General features: G+C 53.3%; 14 protein-coding genes. 10 read left to right on the top strand and 4 right to left on the bottom strand.

The annotated features are described in order from the left end of the window. Window positions 1-139: 139 nt before the first annotated feature. Window positions 140-1,102 (top strand): aldo/keto reductase, encoded by a 963-nt coding sequence (locus tag AC1MDE_RS07705; RefSeq protein WP_058961402.1) that lies wholly within the window; start codon window positions 140-142, stop codon window positions 1,100-1,102. A gap of 213 nt (window positions 1,103-1,315) precedes the next feature. Continuing rightward, window positions 1,316-2,656, top strand: a complete 1,341-nt coding sequence (locus tag AC1MDE_RS07700) for a carbohydrate porin (protein ID WP_058961401.1) — start codon at window positions 1,316-1,318, stop codon at window positions 2,654-2,656. Between the two features lie 130 nt (window positions 2,657-2,786). Here AC1MDE_RS07700 and yegD read toward each other — a convergent pair whose 3' ends face one another. The 3 genes from yegD to AC1MDE_RS07685 form a co-directional block, all read right to left on the bottom strand. After that, window positions 2,787-4,139, bottom strand: coding sequence for a molecular chaperone (gene yegD / locus AC1MDE_RS07695; RefSeq protein WP_480344451.1), 1,353 nt, complete (start codon window positions 4,137-4,139; stop codon window positions 2,787-2,789). Between the two features lie 62 nt (window positions 4,140-4,201). Beyond that, window positions 4,202-6,766 carry a diguanylate cyclase gene (locus tag AC1MDE_RS07690; RefSeq protein WP_058961399.1) on the bottom strand — a complete coding sequence of 855 codons (2,565 nt, stop codon included), beginning with the start codon at window positions 6,764-6,766 and terminating at the stop codon, window positions 4,202-4,204. Between the two features lie 149 nt (window positions 6,767-6,915). After that, window positions 6,916-7,530, bottom strand: coding sequence for a phosphatase PAP2 family protein (locus AC1MDE_RS07685; protein WP_034824832.1), 615 nt, complete (start codon window positions 7,528-7,530; stop codon window positions 6,916-6,918). 229 nt (window positions 7,531-7,759) lie between these two features. On the opposite strand from AC1MDE_RS07685, the gene udk reads away from it, so the two are divergent. The 3 genes from udk (at window position 7,760) to asmA (ending at window position 11,005) form a co-directional block, all read left to right on the top strand. Beyond that, a complete protein-coding gene (gene udk, locus AC1MDE_RS07680; RefSeq protein WP_479399017.1) occupies window positions 7,760-8,398 on the top strand; it encodes a uridine kinase in 639 nt (212 codons plus the stop codon). An 87-nt stretch (window positions 8,399-8,485) separates the two neighbouring features. Further along, complete coding sequence (dcd, locus tag AC1MDE_RS07675) at window positions 8,486-9,067, top strand: dCTP deaminase (protein ID WP_034824828.1); 582 nt, start codon at window positions 8,486-8,488, stop codon at window positions 9,065-9,067. 135 nt (window positions 9,068-9,202) lie between these two features. Beyond that, the gene (asmA, locus tag AC1MDE_RS07670) at window positions 9,203-11,005 is read left to right on the top strand and encodes an outer membrane assembly protein AsmA (protein WP_480344450.1); all 1,803 of its coding nucleotides are present in this window, start codon (window positions 9,203-9,205) and stop codon (window positions 11,003-11,005) included. 49 nt (window positions 11,006-11,054) lie between these two features. Here asmA and AC1MDE_RS07665 read toward each other — a convergent pair whose 3' ends face one another. After that, window positions 11,055-12,620, bottom strand: a complete 1,566-nt coding sequence (locus tag AC1MDE_RS07665) for a TerC family protein (protein WP_058961397.1) — start codon at window positions 12,618-12,620, stop codon at window positions 11,055-11,057. Window positions 12,621-13,411: 791 nt separating this feature from the next. Between AC1MDE_RS07665 and wbaP the strand changes: the two genes are divergently transcribed. From wbaP to AC1MDE_RS07640, 5 genes are all read left to right on the top strand, one after another. Continuing rightward, window positions 13,412-14,845 carry an undecaprenyl-phosphate galactose phosphotransferase WbaP gene (gene wbaP / locus AC1MDE_RS07660; RefSeq protein ID WP_480344449.1) on the top strand — a complete coding sequence of 478 codons (1,434 nt, stop codon included), beginning with the start codon at window positions 13,412-13,414 and terminating at the stop codon, window positions 14,843-14,845. A gap of 298 nt (window positions 14,846-15,143) precedes the next feature. Further along, on the top strand, window positions 15,144-16,274 hold the full coding sequence (locus tag AC1MDE_RS07655; RefSeq protein WP_153012318.1) for a polysaccharide export protein: 1,131 nt from the start codon (window positions 15,144-15,146) through the stop codon (window positions 16,272-16,274). 9 nt (window positions 16,275-16,283) lie between these two features. Next, window positions 16,284-16,718, top strand: coding sequence for an arsenate reductase/protein-tyrosine-phosphatase family protein (locus tag AC1MDE_RS07650; RefSeq protein ID WP_045832323.1), 435 nt, complete (start codon window positions 16,284-16,286; stop codon window positions 16,716-16,718). A 12-nt stretch (window positions 16,719-16,730) separates the two neighbouring features. Beyond that, window positions 16,731-18,902: a tyrosine-protein kinase Wzc gene (gene wzc, locus AC1MDE_RS07645; protein ID WP_034824794.1), complete on the top strand. Its 2,172-nt coding sequence runs from the start codon at window positions 16,731-16,733 to the stop codon at window positions 18,900-18,902. Between the two features lie 62 nt (window positions 18,903-18,964). Next, a complete protein-coding gene (locus AC1MDE_RS07640) occupies window positions 18,965-20,101 on the top strand; it encodes an EpsG family protein (RefSeq protein WP_034824792.1) in 1,137 nt (378 codons plus the stop codon).

Genomic DNA, 20,101 nt, shown 5'->3' with positions numbered 1-20,101 from the left:
TGAAGGAATTAAGAATATCGCCCCTGAGGCGCTAAGTATTCATATTACGTAAACATTTTGGCAGGAAAACGCATAAGCGCAGCGATTTCCTTTGCTAAGCTCAAAGGCAGTCATGTCTCGTTTCAATAAGGAGAACAAAATGAGTCAACAGAAAACCCGTCAGCTTGGCGACAGTGGTATTCAGGTTCCGCTTCTCACTTTTGGCGGCAACGTTTTCGGCTGGACAGTCGACGAGAAAACCTCGTTCTCACTGCTCGACGCGCTGGTGGAAAAAGGGCTGTTCTTTATCGATACCGCGGACGTTTATTCTCGCTGGGCTCCCGGTAATGAAGGGGGCGAGTCTGAAACCATCATTGGCAAATGGCTGAAAAAAAGCGGCAAGCGCGACAGTATCGTGCTGGCGACGAAAGTGGGGATGGAGCTGTCTCCGGAGAAAACCGGGCTAAAACCGGCTTACATCCGTCAGGCAGTGGAAGATTCGCTGCGTCGTTTGCAAACCGATGTGATCGATCTCTATCAGGCGCACCGCGACGACCAGGATACGCCGCTGGTCGATACACTGAAAGCCTTTGATTCGCTGATTAAAGAAGGCAAAGTGCGTGCAATTGGCGCCTCCAACTACAATGCTAAACGCCTGCAGGAAGCGCTGGATATCAGCAAGAAAGAGGGACTGGCGCGTTATGAGACCCTGCAGCCGGAATACAACCTGTATGACCGCCAGGAGTATGAAAGTGGGTTGGAGCAGGTGGCGGTTAAAAATGGCCTCGGCGTGATTAACTACTACTCGCTGGCCAGCGGTTTCCTGAGCGGTAAGTATAAAAAGCCGGAAGATGCCAGCAAGAGTAAACGCGGGCAGGGCATCGTCGAAAAGTATCTTAACGAGCGCGGCAAGCGCATTGTCGAAGCGCTGGAGGATGTGGCGGCTTCGCACGATGCATCAGCGACTCAGGTCGCGCTGGCGTGGCAGATTGCGCGCCCGAGCATCACCGCACCGATCGTCAGTGCCACCTCGCTGGAACAGATTAATGAGCTGGTGAAAGCCACCGAATTAGAACTGAGCAAGCAGGAAATCGAAGAGCTGGCGAGTGCCAGCAAAGCGTAATCCACCCGGGGCGCTGCGGCGTCCCGCTTTATTTTGTTTTTTTGCCATGCAAAAAATGCCATTTCTGTAAAAAGATATTCATTCATAGACCCTTGTCACAATTGCGTTAATTAACTATCACCCTGCCAAACACTGCGCACATATTTGCAAAAATTGACATAGCGCCAGCACTATCCTCTGTTCGATCCTTTCCCGTTACATCACAAAAGAATAATGATCATGAACAGAAAAAAAGCAGTGCAGCATATGCCCCGTCTGGCAGCGGGCACCCTGATGTTTGCGATGTTGAGTACATCAGCAATGGCGGCTGATGCATTCAGCTATGACTCACCTTACATGTTCGGCGATTGGGGTGGTTCCCGAACGCAGCTGGAACAAGACGGCATCAAATTCGACGTCAACTACACCATGGAGAGCGCTTCTAACCTCGGCGGCGGCGCGGATACCAACACTTCCATGCGTTACAGCGATCAGTGGGCGTTTGGCGCCAACTTTGACCTGGAAAAACTGCTGAACTGGCAGGATGCGCAATTCCAGATGACCATCACTGACCGTAATGGGCAAAACATCTCCGATCAGGTCGCCGATCGTCGCACGGGCATGCTCTCTTCAACGCAGGAAGTGTATGGCCGTGGACAAACCTGGCGCCTGACGCAGTTCTGGCTGAGCAAAGGTTTGTTTGATGACGCGGTTAACCTGAAAGCCGGTCGTGTCACTGTCGGTGAAGACTTCGATAACTTCGACAGTAAGTTCCAGAACCTGGCCTTTGGTAGTGGTCAGGCGGGTAACTGGCGTGGCGATCGCTGGTTTAACTGGCCAGTTTCCCAGTGGGGCGGCCGTGTGAAGTTCAACATCACGCCGGAAGTGTTCTTCCAGGTCGGCTTCTATAACCAGAACAGTTCCAACTACGATCGCGGCGATGGCTTCCGTCTCGACACCAGCAATTCCGAAGGCAATATGGTGCCGGTGGAACTGGGTTGGAAACCGACTTTCGGTGCCGACAAACTGCCGGGTAACTACCGTATCGGGTATTACTACTCGTCAGCCAACAGCGATAACTATGGCAGCTGGCGCGATGGCGCTTATCAGAGCCAGGATCACGCCTACGGTGGCTACGTGTTGTTGCAACAGCAGCTGACAGCGCAAGGTGGTGATGCCAGCCGTGGATTGGGCGTGACGGTTCAGGCGGTGATGAACGATCATAAAACCTCGAAAACCGACAACTATCAGTCCATCAGCTTCACCTGGAAAGGACCGTTTGATGCGCGTCCACAGGATGAAATCGGTGTTGGTGCGGCGCGCATCCACGTTAACAGCGCCTATACCCGTTCGCTGCGTGAGCAGAACAACGCTAACGGCGAAACTGACTTCAACAGCCCGACCTATCTGCCGATTCAGGATGGCTCGGAATACAACTACGAGATCTATTACAACGCTCAGCTGACCAAATGGCTGCAGCTGCGTCCGAACCTGCAATATGTGGTGGCGCCGGGTGCAGTGAGTGAAGTGAAAGATGCGTTTGTTGGCGGCATTGCGGCGAACATTAATTTCTGATTCGCGGATGCACATGAAAATGGCGGCCAGATGGGCCGCCATTTTTTTGCTTGTTACCGGCGTAATTCATTGCGCATCGGGCAGTGGATCAATCATCTGCACAATGCGCGATAAAGTGGTTGCAACCGGGTTAACGGAACATCACCTCTGCCCAGCGCGCCAGACCGGCGGTCACTGAGCCAAAGTCATCACCACCCGCTATTGGCGTATCCGGCAAGGCCTGCTGCAATGCCGCACGCAGCACTGGCGAACGTGCACTGCCGCCGGTCAGGTAGATCACTTCCGGCTTGGTTTCACAGGTGGCGAGTGCCAGATGCACCTGCTCCAGGATGCGCTCCAGTGGCTGGTTGATGGCTTCTTCCAGTTGCGTGGCGCTGATATCAGCCTGCAATGACTGGGCGATAAACGCCAGCGACGCTTCGGTTTCCGGCAATTCGGACAAGGCGATTTTGCTCTCTTCCGCCGCACGCACCAGACGATAACTCAGCTTCTGCTGCCACACTTTCAGCAGGTGCGCCACTTTGTCACCTTGCTCTGCATCGCGAATCAAATCGCGCAGCAGTTTACCGCTCGCGGCAGAGTAGAAGTCGCTTTGCGCCGGAACATCGTTAATCGCCACCGCGTTCCACCACGGCAGTGCGGGCAGGGCGGTGCCTTTTTGCGTGTTACCACCAAGACCGAGCAGCGGCATCAGGGTTTTGAACGCGAGGATAATGTCGAGATCGTTACCGCCCACGCGGCAACCACTGTGGCCCAGCAAACTTTCACGGCGGTCGGTTTTATTGCGCCACTCTGGGCCCATCAACAGCATCGAGCAGTCGGTCGTACCGCCGCCGATATCCACCACCAGCACACGCGTCTCTTTCTCCAGCGTGGCTTCAAAGTCCAGACCTGCGGCAACCGGTTCAAACTGGAATTCCACGTCGCGGAAGCCAGCACGCTTCGCCGCACGCAGCAAAATGCCCTGCGCCTGCTGGTTGGCGTCTTCACCGCCGAGGCCCTGGAAGTTGATCGGGCGACCAATCACCGCCTGCTCAATCGGACGGTCGAGTTGAGTTTCCCCCTGCTGGCGGATGTGCAGCATCATGGCGCACACCAGATCTTCGAAGAAGGCGATTTGCTGTGGTTTTAAGCCGTTGGCACCAAGGAAGGATTTCGGTGATTTCACGAACCACACTTCTTCCGGATCGACCATATATTGCTTCAGCGCGGTCAGACCGAACTGCACGCTGCCTGGCGTGACATCGATGTCTTCTTCGCGGTTGTAACGCAGCGCGCGCTGTAACAGTGCGGTACCTTCGGTATCCGGCGTTGGTACCTGATGATGGCGGTGCAGCCATTCGCTGATTGCTTCACGCGTGGGTGCACAAATCATGGAGGGAAGCAGGCGCTGACCCTTCTCCAGTGTCAGCAGGCGCGGTGTACCGTTATCGCTGACCGCGATAGAACAGTTGGCCGTGCCGTAATCGAATCCAATGAACATTTTATCCCCCATGCCAGAAAAAAGGGGGCGACTTTAGCGCAGCCAGCGCGGGCTGGCAATGATCACATTTGTACTTCCTGATAAACGTGATATTGACCACGGCCCGCATGTTTCGCGCTATAGCAGGCGACATCCGCCTGTGACATCACCACATTGCGGATGCAGTTGTGCTGATCAATCTGCGTGATCCCGGCGCTGGCACCCACATGATAAGGATGATCGTGCCACAGGAAAGTGTATTCGTTGACCGAAGTGACAATGCGCTGAACCACCTCGCGCACCTGGTCAACGTGACTGTTCGGAAGCAACACACCAAATTCATCGCCGCCCAAACGCGCCAGCAGATCGCTGCTGCGCAGGTGTTTTTGCATCAACTCCGCCAGTTCTCGCAGCAGGGCGTCGCCTGCCGCATGACCTGCGTTGTCATTCACCGCTTTGAATTTATCCAGATCAATAAACACCAGCACATGCTGAGTGTTGTTGGCCGCAGCATCGTTCACCACGTGTTTGAGTTGCTGTTCAAAGCTGTGGCGATTTGGCAATCGTGTCAGCATATCGTGTGAGGCGCTGTAGCTCAGGCGCTTCATCATCTTGCGCGATTCACTGACATCCTGAATAACCATCACCGCACCGATGCTGGCGCCGGTTAAGGTTTTCAATGGCGTGATACTGTAATGAATTTCCACCTTTGTACCATCGGGGGTATGCAGTACCAGCCCCTCTTCCAGATCGGGGGTCGTTCTCTCGCCCGGCAAGTTGCACAGCAACAGATTCTCCACGCGGGGGCCTTTTGCGCCACGCGTGATGTTCAGCAACTCGGTAATAGGCATACCCGCCGCTTTATCCTGTGTCCAACCGCTGAGCGTTTCGGCTACCGGGTTCATAAAGGTCACGCGCATCTCGTCATCGGTGCTGATCACCGCTTCACCAATGGAGGCGAGAGTAATCGCCATACGCTCTTTTTCCTGGAACAGCGCTTCGTTGAGCGCGCGCAGTGGCGTAATGTCCTGACAGATGCCGAGCATGCGTTCGATTTGACCATCCTGGCTGAGAATGCGGTTAGCCTCGGTGCGCACATAGCGCGAGCCGCTGGGCAGATTGACACGGTATTCCATATGGAAAGCGCTGCGCCGTTCAATCGCCTGCTGCACGATCAGCGCGGCCGTTTCGCGTTCTGTCGGTTCCAACAGATGCAGCCAGAGATCATAGGTGGGGATTTGATGCGGGCCCAGCGCAAACAGCTCGTACATGCGCTTGTCCCACAGCATTTCACCGGTCAGCAGATTCCACTCCCACACGCCGATACCGCCCGCTTCGTTAGCCAGCGTGATGCGTTCCATCAGGCGACGATTCACCTGCTCACTCTGTTTGAGTTCAGAAATATCGACAATCTGTGCAATAAAATAGAGCGGCTGGAAATTGGCATCGCGCACCATGGATGCTGTCAAACTCGCCCAGACAATTTCGCCATCTTTGCGGAAATAGCGCTTCTCCATGGTGTAGCTCATGATGTCACCCGCCACCAAACGCTCCAGCTGTTGCAGGTCGCTGTTGAGATCATCAGGATGGGTAATCTGCTGGAAAGTGAGTTTTTTCAGCTCGTCCGCCGGAAAGCCCAGCGTGTGACAAAGCGATTGATTGACCTGCTGCCAGCCGCCATTGGGCGACACCAGCGCCATGCCAATCGCCGAATACTCCATCGCATGGCGGAAGCGGGTCTCACTCTCGCTGATATGATGCTTTTCGCGCTGGAACGCATCCATCACCAGCGCCATCACATGACTGGGCAGCAGCACTAACAGGAATGGCAACCAGGTGCTGACCTGGCCGAGTAACAGACCCGTCTGTGCCAGGTTAACGAAACTGAATGCCAGCAGAATGGAGATAAAACTGGCATTAAGAAAGAACAGTAAAAAGGCTTCGAATTTCGGTAGCCGCACCGCGCACCAAAACAGGATCACCACAATAAAGGTGAACGGCCACGGCAGAAAACGCAGCGACAAATAGCTGGCCAGTAGGGTGACGATCAGTGTCAGCAGCGTTTCCAGCTGACGATCGGGGGTGATTAATTGACGCAGCGGCTTGTTGGGCCATAACAACAGCACGGGGCCGAATGCCAGCACGCCAATCACTTCGGAGATCACCCAGGTAGAAAAGAAGGGCAACGACGCACGATGCCCTACCTGCAGCATCCAGACCGCCACCACACCGCCAATCAGCGGCGCAATCAAACCGGCGCAGACGGCAAATCGCACCCAATCGAGCAGCGAATTCAGGGGATTTCTGCGATCCAGCAGCGCGCGCAACATCAGGCCGCCGAGAATGGCCTGCACCATATTCAGGATGGCAAATTTAAGGTTGCTCAGCGCCGGACCGATGACGATTAAATTGGCCAGCGAGGTGCCGATGACACAGCTGAGCAGCAGCAGCGGAACATGTTTTGAGGGGGCGCGAAAAACCACCACCGTCATCAGGGCGGTGGAGTACCAAAGCGGGGAAATGCGTCCGCTGACCACAATCAGTTCGAGACAAAATAGCGTCAGTAAAAAGGCCAATGCACCCAAAAACAGTGCGTTGAGCCATTTTCTTTGCGGTCTATCCTGTGAGGTTAATATTTCCAGGGTCATGCACGAATCCAGCAGCGCGCATTCGTTACACGTCGAAAAATGCGCCAATCATTCTCTGTTTTGCATGCTAGCACATCTGTCTAAGATGTCTGCGCAGAATCTAGTTTAGCCCTGATTCAATGAAAGTTTTGGCCCTGACAGAAAAATGATTAATCGCGAAACAGATCGGCACGCGTATAGGGTTTTTCTAATCCGGCGAGATGGGCGGAAAAACGTTCAAGAAATTGCTGCGTGGTGGCCACGCGGCCATGACTCATCAACACCAGCGGCACCAGCAGGGCGACACACACTTGCGCCAGGCTGAAGCCCTTCAGAGCGGTGCGGCGCTGTGTCAACAGGAATGCACTGCTCAGCGTAAAGCCCAGCATCAGGCCGGTGAGCACTTCACTGAAGGAGTGCGCGTGGATCACGAGGCGTGACAGGCCAACCATCATCGGGATCAGATAGCCAATACCGATGGTGAATGCGCGCCAAAAGGTGGGGAAGCGGCCCGAAACCAGCCACATCATCACCGGCCAGAGCGTTGCTGACATGGCGCTGTGGCCGCTGAATCCGGTGAAGTTAAATCTGGCGCTGCCAATGCCAAACCCAAGAAACAGGATTTTAGACAGGCTGACCAGCAGGCCCGCCAGGCCAAAAGCGAGCAGCCAATACCAGACAGTTTGGCGGTTGTCGCTTTTCCACGGCAACACTAGCGCGATAATCACGGCGGTCGGGATCAGCAACATGCTGTCACCAAAATAGGTCAGGGTTTTCCAACTCATATTTTTCCTTGGGCTTTATTGAGTCAACCTGGGGGGTACACCACTCAGGCAGGAGAACAGTGTATCGATTAAGCATCTGGCTGCAAAAGGGGATATTCTGAAAAGCGGCGGGCCCATTTCTCTGGCATCAAACAGGTGAAATACCTATAATTGCCGCCAACTAACCCTCTCAATCGGCCTATTGCGGTTTCGGCTTCAATTGGCTCCAGTTATCAGGTCTTAAAAAAGTATGACTGACAAGTCTCATCAGTGCGTGATCGTTGGCATCGCAGGTGCATCCGCATCCGGAAAAAGTCTTATTGCCAGCACGCTCTATCGTGAAATCCGTGACCAGGTCGGTGACGAGCATATCGGTGTGATCCCCGAAGATGCCTACTACAAAGATCAGAGCCACCTCACCATGGAAGAGAGGGTGAAAACCAACTATGACCATCCCAGCGCGATGGACCACGATCTGCTGTTGCAGCATCTGCGCGCGTTAAAGGCGGGTCAGGATATTGAGTTGCCGGTTTATAGCTACGTTGAACACACGCGCACCAGTGAATGTATTCATCTTAAGCCGAAAAAAGTGATCATCCTTGAGGGCATTCTGCTGCTGACCGATGCGCGTCTGCGTCAGGAGATGAACTTCTCCATCTTCGTAGATACCCCGCTGGATATCTGTCTGATGCGTCGCATGAAGCGCGATGTGAATGAGCGTGGTCGTTCCATGGATTCGGTGATGAGCCAGTATCAGAAGACCGTGCGTCCAATGTTCCTGCAGTTTATCGAGCCTTCCAAACAATACGCTGACATTATCGTGCCGCGTGGCGGGAAGAACCGCATCGCCATCGATATTCTCAAAGCCAAGATTAACCAATATCTTTGAAAATTCTGCGTCCGGATGGACGTGACGCGTGAAGGTTGTCACAACAGTGGCGACCTTTCGCTACACTTAAAGCATGGAGACTCTGCGATGAGATTATGCGATCGCGACATTGAAGCCTGGCTCGACAACGGTAAACTGGCGATTGACCCGCGCCCACCGGTTGAGCGCATTAATGGCGCAACCGTGGACGTGCGCCTCGGCAATCAGTTCCGCACCTTCAGTGGTCACACTGCGCCATTTATTGATTTGAGTGGTCCAAAACACGAAGTCAGCGCCGCACTGGATCGCGTAATGAGCGATGAGATTGTGCTGCCGGAAGGGGAAGCGTTCTTCCTGCATCCGGGTGAGTTAGCGCTGGCAGTGACGCTGGAATCGGTCACGATTCCGGATGATCTGGTGGGTTGGCTGGATGGCCGCTCCTCGCTGGCGCGTCTGGGCTTGATGGTGCACGTGACGGCACACCGTATCGATCCAGGCTGGCAGGGCCGCATTGTGCTGGAATTCTACAACTCCGGTAAGCTGCCGCTGGCGCTGCGTCCGGGCATGTTGATTGGCGCATTGAGCTTTGAACCGTTGTCTGGCCCAGCGGCACGCCCTTATAACCGCCGCGAAGATGCAAAATATCGTGGTCAGCAGGGTGCCGATGCCAGTCGTATCGACAAAGACTGATGTTCGCCTAAATGATTCAACGTGCGGCAAAGCGGTAAGAGGGTGAATCCCCGGTCGCTGGCATCAGTGTGTGACTGGGGTAAATGAACGCAGCCAACGCCGCTGCAGCATGAAGAATGACGGTGATGAGGGATTATGAGAAGAGTGATAACGACGCTGGCCATCCTGTTAGTGGTGGTCGTGACGGGCATGACGGCACTGGTGTTGCTGGTCAATCCCAACGACTTTCGTACCTATATGGTACAGCAGGTAGAACAGCGCAGTGGTTATCAACTTGAAGTCAGTGGTGGCCTGCGCTGGCACGTCTGGCCGCAACTCAGTATTCTCGCCGGGCGCATGAGCCTGACCGCACCTGGCGCCAGTCAGCCGATGGTCACTGCAGAAAATATGCGTCTGGATGTCAACCTCTGGCCGCTACTGTCGCATCAGCTAAGCGTCAGCCAGGTGATGCTGAAAAATGCCGTCATTCGTGTTACGCCAGACAGCGCCGCCCAGAAACCGAGTGGTTCACCGGTGGCGCCCACGGACGCGGAACCGGTGGTGACGCGCACCAATGGTTGGTCATTCGACATTGCTAAACTGCGCCTCGCCGACAGTTTGCTGATCTGGCAGCAGCCCGGTGGCGATCAATATAACTTCCGTAATCTCAATCTCAACCTCGATCAGGATGCCAGCAAAAATGCCAGCATCGAACTCGCCACGCGCATTTCACGCAATCAGCGTAATGTTAGCGTCTATCTCAAAGGGCAGATGAATGTGGCGCAGTATCCGCATCGGCTGGTGGGGCAGATAGAAGAGATGGATTACACGCTGGACGGCGCTAACCTCCCGCCGCAGGGCATCAAAGGGGCGCTGAGCGGACAGGGCGAGTGGAATGCCGATAAACAGCAATTCTCGTTGCAAAAGATGCAGTTGACGGCCAACGACAGCACGCTGGATGGCAGTGCCGAAGGGCGTTTAATGTTGCCGCAGCAGCTCAATCTGGCTTTACACGCCACGACATTGAATCTTGATAATCTGATGGCCAGCGCGCCCGCCAGCGACAACAGCACCCCACAGCACGCCAGCGTGACGCGCACGCCGGTGATTGCTGAACCACGCACGCGTACCAACGCTGACTCGCCGTTAAATCTGATGGATTTAACGCTGAGCCTGAATGCGGATTCCAGCGTGTGGCGCGGATTGACGCTGAGCAATCTGCAGATCGATGCCAGCAATCAGGAAGGGTTGATGACCTTGAACAAACTGCAGGGGAAAATTGGCGATGGGCACTTCTCGATCCCGGGCAGCATTGATATCCGCCAGCCGGTGACGAAAGTCGCCCTGCAGCCGGAAATTGAAAACATCGCCATTGCACCTTTAATGAAAGCGCTGGAACTGCCGGAGAGTTTGCAGGGCACGGTCTCCCTGAAAGGCGATCTCAGCGGCACGGGCCTGAGCGTGGATGAAGCGAAGCGTAACTGGCAGGGTAATGCCGAGCTGGAGGCTACCAACCTGCAACTCGCCCAGCTTAATCTGCAACAGATGGTGCGCCGTGCCGTGGCGCGCGTGAGCAATAGCGTGACCAATGATGTGCCGGACGATCAGGGGATTCAGCAGCTGAGCGGTCGTATTAGCCTGAATCAGGGCAAGGTTGTCATGCCAGATCTGCAGGGTGGCAGTAACCGGCTGGCAGTGCAGACCAAAGGCACGGTTGATGTGGTGAACCAGCAGCTCGACGTCACCTTCAATATGATGCTGCGCGGCTGGAAAGGCGACGATAAGCTAGCGACTCTGCTCAATGGCCAGGCAATTCCACTGCGGATGTACGGTGGCTGGAACAACCTGCAGTACTCACTGCCGGTTGACGATGTGCTGCGCCAGCAGTTGCAGAGTGAAGCGAAGTCGCGCCTTAACGAGTGGCTGGATCGCCAAAAGCCTGCGGTGCAACAACCTTAATCCATGTAAAATGCCGTTATGCCTGGTTTGATGGGCATAACGGCGTCGGTTACCGCCCAGGCTCAGGCGCGGGCACAATCTCCACTTTCTGTACCCGATGATTTTCCACCTGCAGCGTACGCAATAAATAATCCCCTACCTGTAACTCTTCTCCCTCTTCAGGCACATGTTGCAGGCTGTCCATTAATAATCCGGCCAGCGTGTGATAATTACGTTTCTCATCCAGTGGCAAATGCACATAGGCTGCCAAATCTTCCAGAGGAATATGTCCGTTCGCCACCCAACCGCCATGCGGCAACGGCTGGATATCATAACGCGCATCAATCTCCTCACCTTCATTCGGCAGATTCCCGGCGATGGTTTCCATCAGGTCACTCAGGGTGACCACGCCTTCCACCGATCCAAACTCATCGACCACAAACGCAAAATGGGTGCGGGCGTGACGGAACTGCTCCAGTGCCTGCAATAACGTCAGGCGTTCGGGAAAGATCAGCGGCTGTTTCACCAAAGCACGTAAATCGAGAGAATGGCTGTGCAGCGACTGATGGAGCAAATCAATCACATGCACCACGCCGAGCGGATCGTGCCCGCGTTCGGTAATCAGGATGCGGGTGTGCTGATTGTTATCCAGCTTAGCCATGATCGCGGCGGGATCTTCACTCAGATCGATGTGCTCAATATCGTGGCGTGACGTCATGATGCTGCTGATGTGCCGCTGCCCTAAACCGAGTACGCGGGCAATCATGCGCCGCTCCTGGCGATTGAATAACGCACCTTCATCACTGTCGCTGAGCAATGAGGCGGTATCGGCGTCCAGTTCGGCACGCTGGGCTTCACCGCGCAATATGCGCAGCACGGCTTCAGAGGTGCGCTGGCGCAGCGGGCGTCCGGCGGTGAGGAAGCGGCGGCGATTAAACAGCGCCAGCTGATTAAACATCTCGATCACGATTGAGAAACCAATCGCCGCGTAGAGATAGCCCTTCGGAATGATAAAACCGAGGCCTTCCGCCACCAGACTGAAGCCAATCATCAGCAGGAAACTCAGGCAGAGGATCACAATGGTTGGATGACCATTCACAAAGCGTGTAAGCGGCTTACTCGCCAGCAGCATGAGTAAAATGGCAATGGTGACCGCCGCCATCATTACCGGCAGTTCGTTCACCATGCCTACAGCGGTAATCACCGCATCAAGCGAAAAGATGGCATCCAGCACCACAATTTGCGCGACCACTGGCCAGAATTTAGCACCGTTCTTACTTTGACCGCTCTCTTCGTCGCTACCTTCCAGACGACTATTGAGTTCCGTCGTGGCTTTATAAAGAAGAAACAGCCCGCCGGAGAGCAGCAATAGATCGCGGGCGCTGAAATTGTGCTGGAACAGGGTAAACAGCGGTTGCGTGAGAGTCACCAGCCAGGAAAGCGATGCCAGCAACACCAGTCGCAACAGCAACGCCAACAGCAAACCGATTACGCGCGCACGGTCACGCGCCGCAGGCGGTAACTTTTCGACCAGGATGGCAATAAAAACCAGGTTATCAATACCCAGCACCAACTCGAGAACGATTAGCGTGACTAATCCTGCCCAGAGCGACGGATCGAGGATCCACTCCATCATGCTTTCATCACCTGAATGTCTGAAAATGCGTTTTGTCTGATGATAGTGAATCAGCGGGCAAGGTACAAATGAGGCAAATCGCGCGATATCACCCTGTTGTCCTGAGTTTTAGGCATATTCTGAGAAGGTACATTTCGTCGATAAGATGAATGTATGGATAAACTTCACCGCATCGTGATAGTGACGATTAATTCTAATATTCACGCGCAAGCGTACGTTTTTAATGCGAAGCAGTCCGAAGGTGAGTATCGAATTATTCTGAATTTTACGCAGGAATGGGCTGAAAGGGATGGCATCAATACTTATGGCTGGTAGTCTTTTTCCTAAAATAGTGCAGGGGACACGGGGCCTACTTGTAAACAAGCCAGTAATAACTAGTATAGCAACGTGTTAGTAAATGTCTGCGCCGAAGTTGTTAATAGCGCGCTGTTTAGCTTCTTAATGTTATGAATTGTGATCGTGCACGGGATTAGCCTGCCGCTGGCTAAGAATAATCTCAGTGAGTGCGATGAAAATAGATGCGATTGCAGCGGTATTGGCAGCGACAGCCAAGGGCGGTAGCGTGCCTGAAGTGCTTTTCTCCGTTCAGATTAGGGCTAAATCGTGGCAAGGGAAGTCAGACTAATCTGTTGGTATTTATTGCAATTCTTTGGCTTTACTAAAAAGAGAATTGGCTTAAACACCGGAGCGTTTGCCGCAGATTGCCTCCCCGTTAGCAGTGGATATATCGCTCATTTATTACACAGGGCAGAGGCGTTAGGGATTAGGGAAATAAAATAAAAGAGTTAAATATGCGCGATAACCAAATTACATATAAAAGTCTCCTCACTAAAATTTTACTGGCGTGCTCGGATTTAATTTGTTTCAACGCGGCATTGTTTATTGCTCTGGCGGTGATTAATTCGTTCACAGATTCTCCACTGGCAGATATATCTGAAAAATACCTGCACTTAAAAATCGCCACCCACGTTTGTTTATCGATTATTTGCGTAGGCTGGTTCTGGGTTCGCCTGCGTCATTACACCTATCGCAAGCCATTCTGGTTTGAGCTGAAAGAGATATTTCGTACCATTCTTATTTTCTCTGTCATCGATTTGTCAATTTCAGCATTATCGCAATGGCAGATGTCGCGCTTTGTCTGGGTGACCACCTGGATTGTGGCGTTGATATTAATTCCGCTGGCGCGCGCCATCTCTAAACGCGTACTGAATCACTTCGGTATGTGGAAAAAACAAACCATCATCATCGGCAGTAGCCGTAATGCTGAAGAAGCCTGGCAGGCGCTGCAGAGCGAAGAGGTGATGGGGTTTGATGTGATTGCCTTCTTCGATGTTGATGGCAGTTGCCCGCAGGCCAGCATCTCTGGCGTACCGGTACTGCACAATGAACAAGAGCTGTGGCAGCTGACGCACAGCGAAACCCAGTTCATCGTGGCTGTGGAGTTTGAACAGAGCCAGCATCGTGACAACTGGCTGAAAATGCTGGCAATGCATAACTGCCGTTCAGTCTCAGTGATTCCAACTCTGCGCGGCGTGCCCCTCTACGGTACCGACATGGCCTACATCTTCAGCCATGAAGTGATGATTCTGCGCGTGAACAATAATCTGGCGAAACGCACTTCGCGCTTCCTGAAACGTGCTTTCGACATCGTCGGCGCACTCGGCATCATTATTGCGCTGTCACCGGCGCTGCTGGTCCTCGGCTTTATGGTTGGACGCGACGGTGGCCCACCGATTTACGGTCACGAACGTGTCGGCATGAACGGACGTAAATTCAAATGCCTTAAATTCCGCTCGATGGTGATCAACTCGAAAGAGGTGCTGGAAGAAGTATTGCGCACCGATCCCGTTGCTCGCGCCGAATGGGATAAAGATTTCAAACTGAAGAATGACCCGCGTATTACCAAAGTTGGCCACTTCATCCGTAAAACCAGTCTGGATGAACTGCCGCAGCTGTGGAATGTGGTACGCGGCGACATGAGCCTGGTGGGCCCACGTCCAGTGATTGAAGACGAACTCTGTCGTTATGCCGGTGATGTTGATTATTACCTGATGGCGAAACCCGGCATGACGGGATTGTGGCAGGTTAGCGGTCGTAACGACGTTGATTATGAAACACGCGTCTATTTCGATTCGTGGTATGTCAAAAACTGGTCGCTGTGGAATGACATCGCGATCCTGTTTAAGACAGTGGGTGTCGTGCTGAAACGCGATGGCGCTTATTGAGAGTAGAAGGGCAGGGGACGAAATCATTATCCCCGTCTGAAATGCCGGTGCTGGGAGTGCCTTAACTGACAACTGCCATTATCGAGCCTGAAAAGAGTCGGTGACTTGCCGGCAGGGTAATCACCGACTTTACTTGATGTCGTCTCAGGGCACGGTGACAACATAAAACCAAGGGAGCGCATAATAATGACCCACAGTTTCAGTGTTTAACCCGTCAGTTTTATTTTTTTATAAGACGCTACACAGCGGCGTTTTCGCCTCTATCAATCATTAACTGATAGCGAAGAATCAGATGATAATGAAAATTAAATTGATACCTTTATTGGTATCCGCAACTTTTCTCTCCGGGTGCACCATTGAACCAGGTTCGCACCTTTCCACTAGCGGAAAAGATGTCATTGAGCAACAGGATAGCAACTATGACATCGATAAATACGTCAACGTCTTCCCGCTGACGCCGCGTCTGGTTGAACAGATGCGTCCGAAGCCACTGGTTGCGCAGGCCAACCCGGCGCTGCAGACCGAAATTCAAAGCTACGAATATCGCGTGGGCATTGGCGACGTGCTGAACGTCACCGTATGGGACCACCCGGAGCTGACCACACCAGCGGGTCAGTATCGTAGCGCCAGTGACACCGGTAACTGGGTACAGGCCGATGGCACGATTTTCTACCCGTACATCGGTAAAGTGCGTGTCGCCGGCCGCACCGTAACGGAAATCCGCGCTGAAATTGCGCGCCGCCTTGCGCAGTTCATTGAAAGCCCACAGGTGGATGTCAATGTTGCGGCGTTCCGTTCACAGAAAACCTACGTGACCGGTTCGGTGACCACCTCCGGCCAGCAGGCGATCACTAACGTGCCGCTGACCGTACTCGATGCCGTCAACGCTGCCGGTGGCTTAGCTGCCGATGCAGACTGGCGTAACGTGGTGCTGACGCACCAGGGCAAAGAGCAGCGCATTTCGCTGCAGGCGCTGATGCAAAACGGCGACCTGAGCCAGAACCATCTGCTGTATCCGGGCGATATTCTCTACGTCCCGCGTAACGATGACCTGAAAGTCTTCGTGATGGGCGAAGTGAAACAGCAATCCACGCTGAAAATGGACCGTAGCGGCATGACGCTGGCCGAAGCGCTGGGTAATGCGGCCGGGATGGATCAAACCACGTCCGATGCTACCGGTGTCTTCGTTATTCGTCCTATTCGTGGTGCCAACCGCACCAAGATCGCCAACATCTATCAGTTGAATACCAAAGATGCGGCATCGATGGTGATGGGGACTGAATTCCAACTGGAGCCGTACGACATCGTCTACGTCACCGCCACACCAATTACCCGTTGGAACCGTGTGATTTCTGGGCTGCTGCCAACCATCGTGGGTATCGACGATGCAAGCTCCGCAGCACTGCGTTTCCGCAACTGGTCTAACTAAGGTTTCAGTATGATCAAGTCCGTGTTAGTCGTCTGCGTCGGTAATATCTGCCGCTCCCCAACCGGGGAGCGTCTGTTCCAACGCGCGCTACCTTCAACTCGGGTGGCTTCTGCAGGGCTAGGCGCTCTGAAGGGGTTCCCGGCAGACCAGACCGCCAGCGACGTTGCCGCCGAACATGGCGTGTCGCTGGAAGGCCATCATGCTCAGCAGTTAACGGCCAGTATGTGCCGTGACTATGACCTGATTCTGGTAATGGAGAAGCGCCACGTTGAGCAGGTCAATCGCATCGACCCAGCCGCACGCGGAAAAACCATGCTCCTTGGGCACTGGCTCAATCAGCAGGAAATTGCGGATCCGTACAAAAAAAGTCGCGAGGCCTTCGAAGAGGTCTACGGGTTACTGGAAAACGCTACCCAGAAATGGGTCAACGTACTAAGCCGATAGTTGGGAATACCCATGAATATTAAAAACAAGGTTATGACCGCGCCAAAAGAAGATTCGAGTGGATGGGATCTGGCGCATCTTGTGGGACAGCTAATTGATCATCGCTGGATCATCGTGGCCGTTACCGCCTTCTTCATGTTGGCAGGAACGCTCTACACACTGTTTGCAACGCCTATTTACAGCGCCGATGCCATGGTTCAGGTAGAGCAGAAAAACACGGCTTCTGTTCTGAATGAATTGCAGGATGTGATTCCAACGACACCCGCTTCTGACACTGAGATTCAAATTCTCGAATCCCGTATGGTGTTGGGCAAAACGGTTAATGACTTAGGTCTGGATACCGTGGTGGAGCAGAACTACTTCCCGGTGATTGGTAAAGGTCTGTCGCGCCTGATGGGCAACAAGCCGTCTGAAATCGCCATTTCTCGCCTGGAAATTCCGCGCACTATCGATAAACGTACGGTGCAGTTGGAAGTGACCGGTCCACAGACTTATACCGTGACCAGCGAGGGTGATGAGCTGTTCAAAGGCCGCGTGGGTCAGCTGGAGCAGCATGGTGAAGTCACTATGCTGGTCAGCGGTATCCAGGCTGATGAAGGGACCAGTTTCAACGTCACCAAACTCACTGACTTGCAAGCCATCAGAGCGGTGTTAAACGCACTTACCGTCGCCGATAAAGGCAAAACGACAGGTGTGCTGGGTCTGGAATATCAGGATGAAGATCCGGTGCGTGCCAGCCAGGTACTGAATCAGATCGTGAATAACTATCTGCTGCAGAACGTTGACCGCAAATCTGAGCAGGCTGAGAAGAGCCTGGAGTTCCTGCGCAACCAGCTGCCACAAGTGCGTAGCAGTCTGGATGATGCGGAGAACAAGCTCAACGCCTATCGCCGCCAGAATGAATCGGTAGATATGTCGCTGGAAGCGAAATCGGCTCTCGACTCATCCGTTAGCGTGCAGAGCCAGTTGAACGAACTGACCTTCAAAGAAGCTGAAGTGTCACAGCTCTACACCAAAGATCACCCGACTTACCGCGCGCTGCTGGAAAAACGCAAAACCCTGGAAGACGAGCAGGCAAAACTGAACAAGAAAATTGCCGGTATGCCGCAAACCCAACAGGAAATTCTGCGTCTGACACGTGATGTGCAGTCAGGTCAGGAAATCTACATGCAGTTGCTGAATCGCCAGCAAGAGCTGGGAATCAGTAAAGCCAGTACCGTGGGTGATGTGCGCATCATCGACCGTGCGGAAACCGCCGGTAGCCCGGTGGCACCGAAGAAACTGTTGATTATTGCCGCCAGCTTTATTCTGGGTCTGATTCTCTCTGTGGGTCTGGTGCTGCTGAAAGCGTTGTTCCATCACGGTATTGAGAATCCTGAGCAGCTGGAAGAGCTGGGCATGAACGTCTATGCCAGCGTACCGCTGTCAGAGTGGCAACGTAAGAAAGATACCGAAGCCCTGGCGCGTCGTGGTCACAAAGAGAAGAGTGACCCACATAATACGCTGCTGGCGTTGGGTAATCCGACCGACCTCTCCATCGAAGCGATTCGCAGCCTGCGTACCAGCCTGCACTTCGCGATGATGGAAGCCAAAAACAACATTCTGATGATTACCGGTGCCAGCCCGGGTATTGGTAAAACCTTTATCTGTGCCAACCTGGCGACCCTGGTATCGAAAGCAGGCCAGCGTGTGCTGTTCATCGATGGTGATATGCGCCGTGGTTATACCCATGAGCTGCTTGGTTCGGAAAACAAAATGGGTCTCTCCAATGTGTTGTCCGGCAAGAGTGAGTTCTCACCGGCCATGATTCAGAAAGGCGTGTACGGTTTTGATTTCCTGCCACGCGGTCAGGTACCACCGAACCCGTCTGAACTGCTGATGCATCGTCGCATGAGTGAGTTACTGGATTGGGCGAGCAAGAACTACGACCTGGTGTTGATTGATACCCCACCGATTCTGGCGGTGACCGATGCTTCCATCATCGGTAAGTTGGCCGGTACGTCGCTGATGGTGGCGCGTTTCGAAACCAACACCACTAAAGAGTTGGATGTCAGCTACAAGCGCTTCGCGCAGAACGGTATTGAGATTAAGGGTGTCATCCTGAACGCCGTGGTGCGTAAAGCGGCGAACTCCTACGGTTATGGTTACGACTATTACAACTACGAATATAAACAGAAAGTGTAACGCACCCTGTTTTTGACTTAGAGGCGGCATCTGCCGCCTCTTTTTGCGTAAGGAATGACACCATGGCACCCTATTGGGTTATATCCGGATTGTTGCTTCTGATTTCATTGAGTGAGCTTATTGTCAAAAAAGATGAGCGCACTTCGGGTCTGATGCTCTACCTGCTGTGTATTGCCACCGCTATCCTGATTGTGTTTGCCGGGATTCGCGGTTTGGGTACCGGCATGGATGATTTGCAGTATCGGACATTTTATACCGGCTTCATTCAAAGTCTGCAGATCAACGGCTTTAGCGCCACCGTGGAGCTCTTCCGTTATGAGCCGCTGATTTTTGCCATCGCCTGGCTAACCAGTCTGATTTCCAGTAATGCTGACACCTTCTTATTTGTATTCAGCATTCTGGCGGTGGTGACCAATGCGGTGTTCTTCCGCAAAATGTCACCGTACCCGATCCTCGCGCTGGCACTGTATTCCGCCCATATCTATATCAACAAAGACATGAACCAGATTCGCTTTGGTCTCAGTTCTGCGCTGTTTTTGGGTGTGCTCTGGTGTTTGTATCTGAAGCGTTACTGGGGAGCGTTCGGCTTTTTCCTGCTCTCTTTCTTCAGCCACAACACCGGAATTATGGTGGTTACGGTCTTGCCATTCTTGTTTATCCGTCAATGGCGCTATTGGCCGGTGCTGATTATCTTTCTGAGTATCCCGATGTCGAAGTTCGGCGGGACAAACTTTATCAGCTTGATCAGTGCGCATATGGGCGCGATGGGGGAGAGGGCGGAAGGCTACAGTGCTGAAGCATCGAATACCGCGGATGGCAGCATCTTCTCGGTTTCTAACCTTAAAAACATCATGCTGGTGTGTATGTTTGTCTACTTCATGCTCAGCGATGAATTGAAACGCAACAACGCTGAGCAGTGGCGTTTTAACTATCTGATGATTGTGACCTTCGCGCTGGGCGGGGCAATCAGGATCTTCTTCTATAACTATTCATCCGGGGCAAGGCTTTCCAACTACCTGTTGCAAGTTGAGCCTATTCTACTGACCTCGTTGATCTATCAATCACGGCAATTGCTCAAGCCGGCGATGTTCGCGATGTTCAGTTTCTTTCTTGTTTATTACCTCTACTACAACACCATCTCGCAGAAACAGGCCGTTGTCGGCTACGAGGTGGCGCAGGAGTTCAAAATCTTTAGGTAA

The organism is Pantoea folii (assembly GCF_056678875.1).
The sequence above is the reverse complement of the archived record's forward strand: the minus strand, read 5'-3'. Positions and strand labels throughout refer to the sequence as shown.